The following is a 12,338-nucleotide window of genomic DNA, read 5'->3' on the forward strand; positions in this document are numbered from 1 at the left end:
GGGCTAAGCCTCTTGTTTTTGCTGCGAATCAAGCAAATTGTATTTCTTTAAATATCCTCTCAGTTGATGATACGTTAATCCGAGCATTTGTGCAGTTTTCTTTTGATTAAATTGACTAAATTTAAGCGCTTGGCGTAACAGCTCGGTTTCGTATTCAGCGGATAACTGCTTCAGGTCGCACGGGAAGCTAAAGCTTGGTTCGCTGGTGTTGTTGGCCACCGCGCTAGCGCTACCAGGGTCAATGTTTTGGGCCGAGTCGTGGGCGCCTATGGATGGCGTGGCGATCGGGCGGTTAGTTGATGCCTGTGGTCGAAACGGGCTGGCAAAGGGATCAAGGTTAATGCTGTGCACCGCCAGGTCTTCATTACCATGGCGATAGAGGCTGCGTTCAATTACGTTTTTTAATTCACGCACATTGCCGGGCCAGTGATATTCCAACAGGGCTTGTTTGGCTCGGGTGGTAAAGCCGCTAAAGAGTTCCCAACCGAGATTACGGGCCATGTTTATGGCGAAGTGCTCTGCCAACAGCAATATATCTTCTTGGCGCTCACGCAGTGGCGGCAAGGTGATCACATCAAACGCGAGGCGGTCGAGTAAGTCGTGGCGAAAATGCCCTTGGTCGGCCAGGGCGGGTAAGTCTTCATTGGTGGCACAAATGAGCCGGGTGTCGACCTTAATTGGCGCGCGGCCACCGACGCGCTCAAACTCGCCATATTCTATTACCCGTAACAGTTTTTCCTGTACCGCGGCCGGGGTATTGGCTAATTCATCGAGGAACAGGCTACCGCCATTGGCGCGCTCGAAGCGCCCTTCATGGCGTTTGCTGGCGCCGGTAAAGGCCCCGCTTTCATGGCCAAACAGCTCGCTTTCCAGCAAATTTTCGTTCAACGCCGCACAGTTGAGGCTCACATAGCTTTGATCCCAACGTCGCGAGAGATAGTGTAAACGGGCGGCAATAAGTTCTTTACCCGTACCGCGCTCGCCAATCACCAACACCGGCTTATCCAGTGGCGCCAGTTGAGAAACCTGATCGAGCACGGTTAAAAAGCTGTCGGATTGGCCGAGCAGATTGTCATTTTTACGAAACTGACTCATTTACACTAACTCTTAGTAATTTTTGCTAAAGCTTAGTGTATTTCATTATTTGACGATTAGAAAGGGGTTTGTTAAAAGTGGTGTAACTGAATGAAAAGTATGGCTTTATTAAGTTATTTTAAAGTTGGCAAGCAACTTGATACCACGTAGAGTAGTCAACGAAGACTTCTACATTTGAGGTATAAGATTATGGGAATTTTCTCACGTTTTGCAGATATCGTTAATTCGAATATCAATGCCATTTTAGACAAGGCCGAAGATCCTGAAAAGATGGTACGCCTGATTATTCAGGAAATGGAAGACACCTTGGTTGAGGTGCGTTCTACTTCGGCAAAAACTTTGGCGGAAAAGAAAGATCTTAGCCGTCGCTTGGAAACACTGAACAAGCAGGTTGAGCAGTGGCAGGAAAAAGCCGAGCTGGCGCTGTCGAAAGACCGTGACGACCTGGCTCGAGCGGCGCTTATCGAAAAGAATAAGGCGGCGGAAGCCCAAGTTGCTCTAGAGCGCGAGATGGAGCATGTTGAAGAGCACATCAACAAGCTGCAGCAAGAGATCAGTACCTTGCAGGAAAAGCTGAGCGATGCCAAAGCTCGTCAAAAAGCCATTATTTTGCGTCAACGCTCGGTACAATCGCGCCTTGATGTCAAGAAAACACTTGATGGCAACAAGGTACAGGACGCGCTTGATAAGTTTGAGCGTTACGAAACTAAAATCGACGGTTTAGAAGCCCAGGTTGAATCGTACGAGCTAGGTCAAAAGTCATTGTCTGACGAGATCGAACAGTTGGAAAAAGACGAAAAGATCGACGACGAATTGTCGGCGCTTAAAGCGAAAATGGGTAAAAGTGAAAAAGCAGAATAACAATGATTAGTGGGCGAGCTCGACAAGTTTCACGGCTACGCCCACACTTATAATACGCCGAAGCAACAGGCAGGAGAGGAAGATGTTTGATTTTGATTTATTATTGCCCCCCATCGTAATATTTTTGGTGTTGGTGGCGCCGCTGTGGCTTATTCTGCACTATCGCAGTAAAAAGCAAGTAAGCCAGGGGTTGAGCGAGCACGAGCATCGTCAATTGGTTGAGCTGGCGAACAAGGCCGAGAAGATGGCCGAGCGTATTCATACGCTAGAAACGCTGCTTGATCAGGAATCGCCACAGTGGAGGAATAAGGTATGAGCACCAAGCGCGAACTCTATCGCGACCCCAAACGCGGTAAATTAGCCGGGGTATGTGCGGGGATCAGCGATTACTTTAATATCGAACTGTGGCTGGTACGCATTGTTTTCGTCACCGCCGTTCTACTTGCCGGTGGCCCACTGTTTATCGTTGCCTATATTGCCGCCTGGTTTATTCTGGATACCAAGCCCGCAGACGTGGCTCAAGCAGACGCGCAAAAAGCGGCACATGTGGGTGAGGTTAAAGCCAAGGTCTGGCAAAGGGGTGAGCCGCCACGCAAGGCACTGAAAGATTTAAAAGAGTTTATGACCGATTTAGATGGGCGCATTCAGCGCATGGAAACCCATGTGACCTCGCCAACCTTTACGGTGAGCCGAGAAATAAACAAACTTTAATAATCCCATCCTGCCCAATGGATAAGCTGACCTCGTCGGCTTATCCTTTTATTGTTTTAGGGAAAAAGGAGCTAATTTGTCCTACTCTCGCCTTGATACGCTCAAAGACAAAGCTAAAAAAACACTGCAGCGCACCCTCGATGGTCATATCACTCTGGCGGTGACCGGCTTGTCTGGCAGCGGTAAAACCGCATTTATTACTGCCTTGGTACACCATTTAAGTGAGCAGGCCAACGATAAGAATCTGCCTTTTTTCCGCGTCATGCGCGAAGGGCGCCATATAGCGACCACCCAGGTGCCACAAAAAGCCCTGAACATTCCGACTTTCGGCTATCGCCATGCCATCGAAAGCATTACTCAGGAGCCGCCACAGTGGCCACAATCTACCAAGCGCATTAATACCTTGCGCCTGGCCATGCGCTATCGCCCCCACCGCGGGCTGCGGGCGCAACTTGGCGACACCGCCACCTTGACCATAGATCTAATCGATTACCCCGGCGAATGGTTAATGGACTTGCCGATGCTGAATATGGATTACGCTACCTGGAGCGAACGTCAGCTCACCATGCTTAACTCCAAGGTCCGCCGCGCCCATAGCGAATCCTTTTTAGCGCAACTGGCAGGCTTTGATAGCCAGGCCCCAGTGGATGAAGCACAACTAAAGACCCTGAGTAATGAATATAAACAGGCGTTGATGACCATTAAAGCCAATGCCCATGCCGCCAATTTACAACCAGGGCGCATGCTTATTCCCGGTGAATTGGAAGGGGCACCCTTGTTGGCATTTTTCCCTTGCCCAACGCCGCAGGAATCTGGTGAGAACACCCAGTATACCCAACTGCAAGCGCGTTTCGAGGCCTATAAAAGCCAGGTGGTGAAGCCGTTTTATAAAGACTATTTTTGCCGCTTTGACCGTCAGGTGGTGTTGGTGGATTTACTTCAGGCCTTAAAACTCGGTCCGGAGATCTTTGCCGAGCAGGCCGAAGCCATTACCGAGTTACTGGCGTTTTTTGAATACGGTAAAAGCAACCTGCTGAGACGCTTATTCCGCCCCAACATAGATAAGCTGCTGTTTGTAGCGAACAAGGCCGATCAGGTCGGGGTGAACTACCACCAGGACTTAGCCCTGCTGTTGCATGACTTGGTGAAGGCCAAGGCCAATGAACTCGCTTTTGCCGGGGTCGAAGTCGACACCATGGCTATGGCCGGGGTGTGCGCCACTCAAAGCAAGACGGTCAGTGAGCAAGGCCGTAATTTGCACTGTATATATGGTAAACCCCTAAGCGAGGAAAACTGGCTTACCTATTTACCGCCACAGCCACCACGGCATCGCCTTAACGAAGGGCAGTGGCCAAAACAAGGTTTTGATTATATCGATTTTGCGCCGCTGCCAGGTAATGACGGCAAGCTGCGTCATATGCGCCTCGACCATGCCTTAGAATTTTTATTGGGAGATAAGCTGCGATGAGCGACGAAGTAAAGTTGAGCGCCGGACGCCGCATACAAGAGCAAGGCCCCACACCAGGGGCCGAACAACTGCAAGGCGCGCAGATAGTGGCGCGCTCTGAACAAGCCCCTAGCAGCGAAGAGGAAGCCCTCTTTGGTGATGACTCTGAACTTGAACAAAGCATCGAGAGCACCATCAAGGGTCGCAAGGGCTCGCTGTTAAAGCGGTTATTTGTATTATTGTTACTTAGTTTAATCCTGGTGGAGACCGGATTGAGCATTGTCGCCAGCTTTGCCACCGCATGGTGGTTAGGCGCCTTATACAGCGCCGTGATCGCCTTGGCTGTGCTATTAATGGGGCGCTTGTTATGGCGTGAGTTGGTGAATTTAAAGCGTTTGAAGGTCAATCAACATCATCAGCAGCAGGCCGAGCGTTTGCTTGAGAGCGAGCAAATAGGTCAGGCCTTGCCCTGGTTGCAAAGCGTTAATCAGATACAAACTCATCCTGAATTTGAAACCTTTAAGGCGCGCATTGGCGATCATTTAAGCGACCGTGAGGTGATGATCTTATATCGCGATACCCTGCTGGTCAGTCAGGACCAACAAGCCAAGCAGTTGATCAATCGTTATGCGGTGGAGTCTGCGGTACTGGTGTCGGTGAGTCCACTGGCGGTGGTCGATATGCTGGCGGTGCTGTGGCGTGGCTTAAAGCTGGTGGATGTATTGGCTAATAACTATGGTCTGGCTCTGGGATATATGAGTCGGGTGCGCTTATATCGCAGTCTGCTCAAGCAAATGCTGTTCGTGGGCTCAACCGAATTGCTGGCCGATTTGGCCGCCACCGCCTTTGGTGGCAAGTTGTTAAGCGTGTTGTCGACGCGAGCGGCGCAGGGCCTCAGTGCCGGCGTACTCACCGCGCGCATAGGCTATAAAACCATGGAGCTATGTCGTCCCTTGCCGCGTCTTGAAGCGAAACCTTCGCTGCTTAAGGCCACGGTGAAAAGTCTGGCCAGTCGGTTGGCTCGAGTCGACAAACAAACCAATGAAGAGCAAAAAAACGTCAACTAAGGTTGACGCTTTTTTGGCCCTAAAATAGTGTTTCATGGCCGTCCAAGCGGCTAGCTTGCTTGTTTTTAAAACAATTATGCCCCTATTTTAAAAGAAAAAAGGTGGCAATATGAGCAAACACACATACACAGACGAAACCCTTTGCATCCACAGCGAGCAAGGTCGACAGGATCCCCACAGAGCGCTTGCGGCGCCCTTATATCAAACCTCTACCTTTGTCTTCGACAACGCTGCTCAAGGGGCAGCACGCTTTGCTGGCGAAGAAGCCGGCTATATATATTCTCGCTTAGGCAACCCTACTGTCCGTGAGCTTGAAGAGCGACTGGCGGCACTTGAACAATGTGAAGATGCGGCGGCCTGTGCCACGGGGATGGGAGCGGTTTCGGCGGCGGTCATGAGCTTTTTAAGCGCCGGCGACCATTTGATTGCATCCAAGACCGTTTATGGCTGCACCTATGCCTTATTTAGTCATCTGCTCACTCGCTACGGGGTTGAAGTGACCTTTGTCGACTTTAGCGATCTGGACGCTATTAAGGCGGCGCGCCAGCCCAACACCAAGATGGTCTTTGCGGAAACCCCGGCCAACCCAAATATGAAGGTGTATGATCTTGAGCAGATCTGCGCCTTTGCCAAACTGCATAACCTAATAAGTGTTGTCGATAACACCTTCTTGACGCCGCTGTTGCAAAAACCGGCTACCCTGGGGGCGGATTTAGTGGTGCACAGTGCCACCAAATACCTAAACGGCCACGGTGATGTGGTGGCAGGGCTGGTGTGCGGCAGCGCCGAGCATATACAAACGATTAAGTTTACCGTGCTTAAGGATATAGGCGCGACCATGAGCCCGTTCGACGCCTGGTTGATCCTGCGTGGTTTAAAAACCTTGTCGGTCCGCATGAAGGCGCATTGCCAAGGGGCACATACGGTGGCTGAGTACTTGGCCGCTCACGAAAAAATTGAAAAGGTGTATTACCCAGGTCTGGCAGGGGACCCCGGCCATGCTTTTATTGGCACGCAGATGAAAGACGCAGGCGGTGTTATTGCGTTTGAGCTCAAAGCTTCGTTGAAAAAAACGGAATCCTTTATCAATCGCCTTGAACTGTGCACCCTGGCGGTGAGTTTAGGTGACACCGAAACGCTAATACAACATCCGGCCTCAATGACACACTCCACCTATGAGCCTGAGCAGCGCCGCGCCGCCGGGATAAGCGATGGCCTGGTGCGCATTTCAATTGGCCTCGAAGATGTTAACGAAATTATTGCGGATCTAGAAATGGGATTAGCATCCATTTAGTCAGGTGTAATTAATATTGTACGAATATTTTGATAGACACCCCTTTAATTTTAAGGGGTGTCTATTTTTGTTTATATTGGTGTAATTTTAGGTTTACGAACGATTGTGTTTGCCGATAGCCCTTGTTAGCTCCATCTATTACAAATCTGCGTACTTTTACTTAGTATCTGGTTAACACAGATTAGCTACCAGTTGAGCGTTTAGGTACGTTCATTGGTCGAAGATGTAAAGGTTATTATGGCTAAGTCAAGTAAGTATGTCTCCAAGACCCCCGATGAAAATGGGGTGATCCACTGGAGCGATGAAGAGAACCAAATTTGGTCAGAATTGGTTGAGCGTCAGTTGGCCTGTATTGAAGGCAAGGCCTGTGACGAATACCTGGAAGGGTTAAAGAAAATTAACCTGCCACATGATCGCATTCCGCAATTACACGAACTGAATGAAGTGTTAGAGCGCGAAACCGGCTGGCAGGTTGCCCCTGTGCCGGCGCTTATCGACTTCGATGAGTTTTTCCGTTTATTGGCGAACAAGCAGTTCCCTGTGGCGACCTTTATTCGTACCCGTGAAGAGTTCGATTATCTGCAAGAACCGGATATTTTCCATGAAATCTTTGGTCACTGCGCCATGCTGACCAACCCGGATTTTGCCGAGTTTACTCATAAATACGGTCAGCTAGGCTATGCGGCAGATAAAAAAGACCGCGTCTATCTAGCACGTCTATACTGGTTCACCGTTGAGTTCGGCCTGATGCAAACCGAAAAAGGTCTGCGTATATACGGCGGCGGCATCTTATCGAGCCCGGGCGAAACCCAGTACGTGTATGGTGATGAGCCAGAAATTAATCCAATGAATGTACTGAATGTGCTGCGCACACCGTACAGAATCGATATTATGCAACCGGTGTACTACACCATTAACTCCATCCATGATTTATTTGATATTTCACAGATGGATCTGATGGCATTGGTAGCCGAGGCAAAAGAATTAGGCTTGTTTGAGCCCAAATTTCCCCCTAAAGAAAAGATAGCAAGTTAAGGAATTAGTAATGTCTGAATTAAGCGCACAAAAATGTGAAGCGTGTCGTGCGGATGCGCCTAAGGTGTCAGATGATGAATTGGCAGTATTGATCAGAGATATCCCTGAGTGGGTGCCTGAAGTACGTGATGGCATTATGCAGCTTGAGCGAGTATTTAAGTTCAAAAACTTCAAGCAAGCACTGGAGTTCACCAACCTAGTAGGCGCCATGGCCGAAGAAGAAGGTCATCACCCGGGTCTTCTGACCGAATGGGGCAAAGTGACCGTGACTTGGTGGTCGCACTCTATCAAGGGTCTGCACAAGAATGATTTCATTTGTGCTGCCAAAACAGACGCGGTTTTTGCTGCTCTGTAATTAAATACTTCCGTGTTTGAGCCACCTCGCTATTCTCTAGCCGGGTGGCTTTTTTGTTTTTCACAACTTGCTATAATGCAGCGCTAAACAAAACAAAATATGAAATGAAATATGAGCGCTGCTGATCTTGATTACATCAAGCAATCCATTGCTACGGTTGCCGATTATCCTAAACCGGGCATTATGTTCCGTGACGTTACCAGCCTATTAGCCGACCCTAAGGCATTACAACTGACCATAGATCATATGGTTAATAAGTATAAAGACCTTGGTTTTACCAAGATCATTGGTACCGAATCGCGCGGCTTTATCTTTGCCGCACCTTTGGCTTATGTATTAGGTGTGCCTTTTATTCCGGTGCGTAAGCCGGGCAAATTACCTCGTGCGGTCATTGCACAAAGCTACCAGTTAGAATATGGTGAAGATACCCTGGAGCTGCACCAAGACGCCATAGTGGCCGGCGATAAGGTATTGTTAGTTGATGACTTATTGGCAACTGGCGGCACCATTGAAGCCACCGCGAAACTGGTTGCCAAGCTCGGTGGCGAAGCAACTCATGCCGCCTTTGTGGTTTCCTTACCGGATTTAGGCGGTGAGCAACGTGTGCGCCAACAGGGAATTGACGTATTTAAACTAGTCGAATTCGAAGGCGATTAAGCATGAGCTATCAGGTTCTTGCCAGGAAATGGCGACCGCAAACCTTTCACCAACTTGTTGGTCAAGACCATGTAAAACAGGCACTGGTAAACGCCCTGAATGAACAGCGTTTACACCATGCTTATTTGTTTACAGGGACGCGAGGCGTGGGTAAAACCACCATCGCCCGAATCTTTGCCAAGAGCCTGAACTGTGAGCAGGGCATTTCAGCTCAGCCCTGCGGCCAATGTAGCACCTGCTTAGATATCGAAGCGGGTAAGTACATAGATCTTATCGAAATCGACGCGGCCTCACGTACCAAGGTTGAAGACACCCGGGAAATCCTCGATAACGTGCAATATGCACCGACACGAGGACAATTCAAGGTGTACCTTATTGATGAGGTGCACATGCTTTCCAAACACAGCTTTAACGCGCTGTTAAAAACCTTGGAAGAGCCCCCCGAACATGTGAAATTCTTGCTGGCGACCACAGATCCGCAAAAATTGCCGGTGACCATCTTATCTCGCTGTTTGCAGTTTAATCTCAGCGCCTTATCGGTTCCGCAGATCAGCACCCAGTTGCAGCACATTCTCGGCCAGGAACAAATCCATTACGAAGACTCGGCCCTGGCTGTACTGGCCAAGGCAGCCGACGGCAGTATGCGTGATGCCTTGAGCCTGACCGATCAAGCCATAGCTCAAACCAATGGGCAGCTGGTGGAAGAGGCGGTCAAAGACATGCTCGGCCTAATGGATGTACGTTTTGCCCAGCAACTACTGAGTGCCGTACTCCTGCACGATGGCGCCGAGCTGATGCAACAAACCCGAGCCTTAGCGCAGCGTAACCCTAATTATGTTGCGGTGTTAGATGATTTACTTAACCTGATGCATGGCATCCAGCTGACTCAGCTGGTGCCCAGCGCCGCGGCGCTTAGCGAGCGCGATGCCCAATACGTCAGTGCGGCGGCCAGCAGCGCCGATCCTCAGCATATTCATACTCTGTACCAATTGCTGTTAAGCGGCAAACGTGACTTGCAATGGAGCAGCTCACCACAGGTGGGCTTTGAAATGCTGATGTTACGCCTACTTGCCTTTGAACCGGCGGCCTTGGCATCCATGCCAACAGCGCAAACCAGTGTGAGCGAGATGGCCAGCCCTAAGGCCTCGGGCCAAGAGCAAGCGGCTAACCTGCGCGCCATGCTGGCCCGCAATAATAATGATCTGGCTTCAGCGCCAAAAGCTGCTAGGCCAGAGCCTGTGTCCGCACCTGCGGCTACACCCGCGACAACGCCTGTCGCTGCACCTGAAGTGCCTTCTGAATCCTCTGCACTAGCTGTAGAAATGGATGAGGAAGTGGCGCAGGAGCAAGAAGCAGCGGCGCAATTTGATGCCGTGTTACAACAGGCTCAAGAGTTAGGTTATCAGGGCAGCGAGCCAGTGCAGCCTAATATAGCAGAGCCTGTATTCCAGCACCAAGCCGCACCAGAGCAAGTACCTCAGGGCGCCGTTCAAGAACAAGACCAAGTGCAAGCGCAACCCCGCATTGAGCAAATGCAGTCAGTAAGTCCAGAGCCGGACAATCAAGCTCAGGCGGCACCGGCCGAGCAGCTTCATGCCTTGGAAGAGCAAACTCAATCGGCCATCGCCCGTATTCTGCAAAACCGTAAGTTGGCAACGCCTGCAGCCGCACCTGGCCAAAGGGCGCAAAGCGGCAATGAAGTGACCCAAGGTGGCGGTGACGTAAAAAAGGCAGCGGCCCGGGGTGAGCGGGCCGAACTAAGCGCATCACCAGGTTATTTTGATACCGCTGTTGCAACTGCAGTTGCCATGCCTGAGCCTGCTCAGCAACAGCAACAGCAACAGCAACAGCAACAGCAACAGCAACAGCAACAGCAGCAGCAACAGCAACAGCAGCTAGAAGCGGCCAAGCGTAAGCAAACGCCGGCGCAGCGCCTGCTCGACAGGCACCAGCCGGACCCGCAAAAGCTGGCCCCCGAGTTGCTGCAACAGTTGCAGGCACCGGTGACAAATACCGAGGCACAAGAGCAGCCCTTGGTGATCCCCGTGCCCGAAGGCTTTACCAGCAGCATTAGTGACATCAAATTTGCCCATCAGCAAGATGCTTGGGCGGCCTTGATAGACGAGATGAATTTAGGTGGGCGTACCCGTCAGTTTGCCCTGCAAAGCTGTTACCGTAAGGAACGAAACCAGGTGTTTTTGCAGGTCGATGCCAGTCAGCAACATCTTGATGGACCGGCGTTGCGCGAACGCTTGGCGCAATGTTTTAGCGAGCAACTGGGCGAGCCTATCGAATTGCATATAGCGTTTAGCCCAGAGGTAGCGGGTACGCCAAAACTGATCCAAGAAACGCTCGACGCTCAGCGTTTGCAACAGGCGGTGGCGGCGATGCACGGTGATAACAATGTGCAGCGTTTAATGACGCAATTTTCGGCGATCCTTGATGAAAACTCGGTGCAGCCATTGTAATTTTTCCTCGCTGGCCTTATCTTTGCCAGCATAGATTTAAATGAAGAGAGAACACTATGTTTAAAGGTGGAATGGGCAACATGATGAAGCAAGCGCAGCAAATGCAAGAGCGCATGCAAAAAGCCCAAGAAGAAATCGCAAACTTAGAAGTAACCGGTGAAGCCGGTGCTGGTCTGGTTAAAGTAACCATGCTGGGTAGCCACAATGTGCGTCGTGTTGAGCTGGATGAGAGCTTGATGGAAGACGACAAGGACATGATTGAAGACCTACTGGCCGCGGCCTGTAACGACGCCGTACGTCGTGTAGCCGAAGAAAGTCAGAAGCGCATGGCCGAAGTAACCGGTGGTATGAACTTACCTCCTGGCTTTAAAATGCCGTTCTAATTAAGAACATCATAAAAATTAGCGCCTTAGGGCGCTATTTTTTTGCCTGTTAGTACCTATGACCAATACCCACATCTACCCTGATGTTTTATCATTGGCACCACAATAAGAACCCCCCAAAAAAACCAAGAGAAAGGACACTCTGTTATGAAGTACAAACTCACCGCTATGGTATTGGCCGTTAAATTGTTAGCGCTTGGTTCGAATCACGTCCAGGCCGGCGACCGAGGCTTTAATACGCTCCAGGCTATCGACGAATATAAAGTACCCTCTATACGGATGATTGAGGACGGTGGTGAATTTTTTTGCCCGGATGCGGATACACAGGGAAGCCTAAGAAAATATGCCAGTTGCGATGAGTATTCGGCTTTGATCAAGCGCGGTTGCTATGGTAAATCACGAGAGGAATTTGGCCGGGAGCTCGTCTACGGTGCAGCGTGCGCCGAGTTTACCCTGCTTGATCAGGTCAAGGTGGCCAAGGAAAATCATTTTGATATGGACTCTGCCAATTGGTGGCACCATATTCCCGCCAGCATCATTCCATTACCAGGTGGGATTGAGAGCGACGAAATGAAGCAGCAAGCACAAGGTGAGCTTGAAACCCTGGTTAAAGGCAAGACCCTAGGTGAGCTCTCGCTTGTTAATAACAAAAGTAACCCACGCTTGTTTGAGACCGTGCTTGGCTCACATACGCGAGAGTGTGGCGTGGTCAAGGATACGTTTAAATTGTTTGTGCAATTAATCGCCGACTTTAACGGCGATGGCAAGGCCGACTTGTTGCTGAGCGGCACTCGCGATAACCTTTCCGATGATTGCCCTTTAAATGCCTACAAAGAGGGCGGCGGCTCGACCACTTTCTTGTACGAGAAACACAGTGCTCAGTCAGAACTTAAAGTTACGCCATATCGAGAGCTAATCGAGTCGGCCTCAAAGTAGGGCTAACAACTCCCTTATACTTTTGCGCT

At 50.3% G+C, this 12,338-nt stretch carries 13 protein-coding genes; 12 read left to right on the forward strand and 1 reads right to left on the reverse strand.

The annotated features are described in order from the left end of the window. Nucleotides 1–3: 3 nt before the first annotated feature. A complete protein-coding gene (gene pspF / locus KD147_RS01465; protein ID WP_212546632.1) occupies nt 4–1,095 on the reverse strand; it encodes a phage shock protein operon transcriptional activator in 1,092 nt (363 codons plus the stop codon). A gap of 189 nt (nt 1,096–1,284) precedes the next feature. Here pspF and pspA point away from each other — a divergent pair, with 189 nt between their 5' ends. The 12 genes from pspA to KD147_RS01525 all read left to right on the forward strand — a co-directional run bounded on the left by pspA (nt 1,285) and on the right by KD147_RS01525 (nt 12,309). After that, the gene (pspA, locus tag KD147_RS01470) at nt 1,285–1,956 is read left to right on the forward strand and encodes a phage shock protein PspA (protein WP_105255410.1); all 672 of its coding nucleotides are present in this window, start codon (nt 1,285–1,287) and stop codon (nt 1,954–1,956) included. Between the two features lie 82 nt (nt 1,957–2,038). Then, a complete protein-coding gene (gene pspB / locus KD147_RS01475; RefSeq protein ID WP_105255411.1) occupies nt 2,039–2,272 on the forward strand; it encodes an envelope stress response membrane protein PspB in 234 nt (77 codons plus the stop codon). Further along, the gene (pspC, locus tag KD147_RS01480) at nt 2,269–2,667 is read left to right on the forward strand and encodes an envelope stress response membrane protein PspC (RefSeq protein ID WP_105255412.1); all 399 of its coding nucleotides are present in this window, start codon (nt 2,269–2,271) and stop codon (nt 2,665–2,667) included. Before pspB ends, pspC begins: the two co-directional genes overlap by 4 nt. A gap of 76 nt (nt 2,668–2,743) precedes the next feature. After that, nucleotides 2,744–4,135, forward strand: a complete 1,392-nt coding sequence (locus KD147_RS01485) for a YcjX family GTP-binding protein (protein ID WP_212546633.1) — start codon at nt 2,744–2,746, stop codon at nt 4,133–4,135. Next, nucleotides 4,132–5,181: a TIGR01620 family protein gene (locus KD147_RS01490; RefSeq protein ID WP_212546634.1), complete on the forward strand. Its 1,050-nt coding sequence runs from the start codon at nt 4,132–4,134 to the stop codon at nt 5,179–5,181. Before KD147_RS01485 ends, KD147_RS01490 begins: the two co-directional genes overlap by 4 nt. A gap of 109 nt (nt 5,182–5,290) precedes the next feature. Further along, complete coding sequence (gene megL, locus KD147_RS01495) at nt 5,291–6,475, forward strand: methionine gamma-lyase (RefSeq protein ID WP_105255415.1); 1,185 nt, start codon at nt 5,291–5,293, stop codon at nt 6,473–6,475. Between the two features lie 237 nt (nt 6,476–6,712). Further along, nucleotides 6,713–7,510 (forward strand): phenylalanine 4-monooxygenase, encoded by a 798-nt coding sequence (gene phhA / locus KD147_RS01500; protein WP_105255526.1) that lies wholly within the window; start codon nt 6,713–6,715, stop codon nt 7,508–7,510. A 10-nt stretch (nt 7,511–7,520) separates the two neighbouring features. Further along, the gene (locus KD147_RS01505) at nt 7,521–7,865 is read left to right on the forward strand and encodes a 4a-hydroxytetrahydrobiopterin dehydratase (protein ID WP_105189970.1); all 345 of its coding nucleotides are present in this window, start codon (nt 7,521–7,523) and stop codon (nt 7,863–7,865) included. Nucleotides 7,866–7,976: 111 nt separating this feature from the next. After that, nucleotides 7,977–8,522, forward strand: coding sequence for an adenine phosphoribosyltransferase (apt, locus tag KD147_RS01510; protein WP_105199146.1), 546 nt, complete (start codon nt 7,977–7,979; stop codon nt 8,520–8,522). 2 nt (nt 8,523–8,524) lie between these two features. Then, a complete protein-coding gene (gene dnaX / locus KD147_RS01515) occupies nt 8,525–10,990 on the forward strand; it encodes a DNA polymerase III subunit gamma/tau (protein ID WP_212546635.1) in 2,466 nt (821 codons plus the stop codon). 56 nt (nt 10,991–11,046) lie between these two features. Next, nucleotides 11,047–11,373, forward strand: coding sequence for a YbaB/EbfC family nucleoid-associated protein (locus tag KD147_RS01520; protein WP_105189967.1), 327 nt, complete (start codon nt 11,047–11,049; stop codon nt 11,371–11,373). Nucleotides 11,374–11,520: 147 nt separating this feature from the next. Next, complete coding sequence (locus KD147_RS01525) at nt 11,521–12,309, forward strand: hypothetical protein (RefSeq protein WP_212546636.1); 789 nt, start codon at nt 11,521–11,523, stop codon at nt 12,307–12,309. The last annotated feature ends 29 nt before the right edge of the window (nt 12,310–12,338 follow it).

This window comes from Pseudoalteromonas sp. BDTF-M6 (assembly GCF_018334135.1).
Lineage (GTDB): Bacteria > Pseudomonadota > Gammaproteobacteria > Enterobacterales > Alteromonadaceae > Pseudoalteromonas.

Bases quoted from the DNA above. Each gene is read 5' to 3' on its own strand.
- pspF (WP_212546632.1), bottom strand. From the start codon at position 1,095: ATGAGTCAGTTTCGTAAAAATGACAATCTGCTCGGCCAATCCGACAGC.
- pspA (WP_105255410.1), top strand. From the start codon at position 1,285: ATGGGAATTTTCTCACGTTTTGCAGATATCGTTAATTCGAATATCAAT.
- pspB (WP_105255411.1), top strand. From the start codon at position 2,039: ATGTTTGATTTTGATTTATTATTGCCCCCCATCGTAATATTTTTGGTG.
- pspC (WP_105255412.1), top strand. From the start codon at position 2,269: ATGAGCACCAAGCGCGAACTCTATCGCGACCCCAAACGCGGTAAATTA.
- KD147_RS01490 (WP_212546634.1), top strand. From the start codon at position 4,132: ATGAGCGACGAAGTAAAGTTGAGCGCCGGACGCCGCATACAAGAGCAA.
- megL (WP_105255415.1), top strand. From the start codon at position 5,291: ATGAGCAAACACACATACACAGACGAAACCCTTTGCATCCACAGCGAG.
- phhA (WP_105255526.1), top strand. From the start codon at position 6,713: ATGGCTAAGTCAAGTAAGTATGTCTCCAAGACCCCCGATGAAAATGGG.
- KD147_RS01505 (WP_105189970.1), top strand. From the start codon at position 7,521: ATGTCTGAATTAAGCGCACAAAAATGTGAAGCGTGTCGTGCGGATGCG.
- apt (WP_105199146.1), top strand. From the start codon at position 7,977: ATGAGCGCTGCTGATCTTGATTACATCAAGCAATCCATTGCTACGGTT.
- dnaX (WP_212546635.1), top strand. From the start codon at position 8,525: ATGAGCTATCAGGTTCTTGCCAGGAAATGGCGACCGCAAACCTTTCAC.
- KD147_RS01520 (WP_105189967.1), top strand. From the start codon at position 11,047: ATGTTTAAAGGTGGAATGGGCAACATGATGAAGCAAGCGCAGCAAATG.
- KD147_RS01525 (WP_212546636.1), top strand. From the start codon at position 11,521: ATGAAGTACAAACTCACCGCTATGGTATTGGCCGTTAAATTGTTAGCG.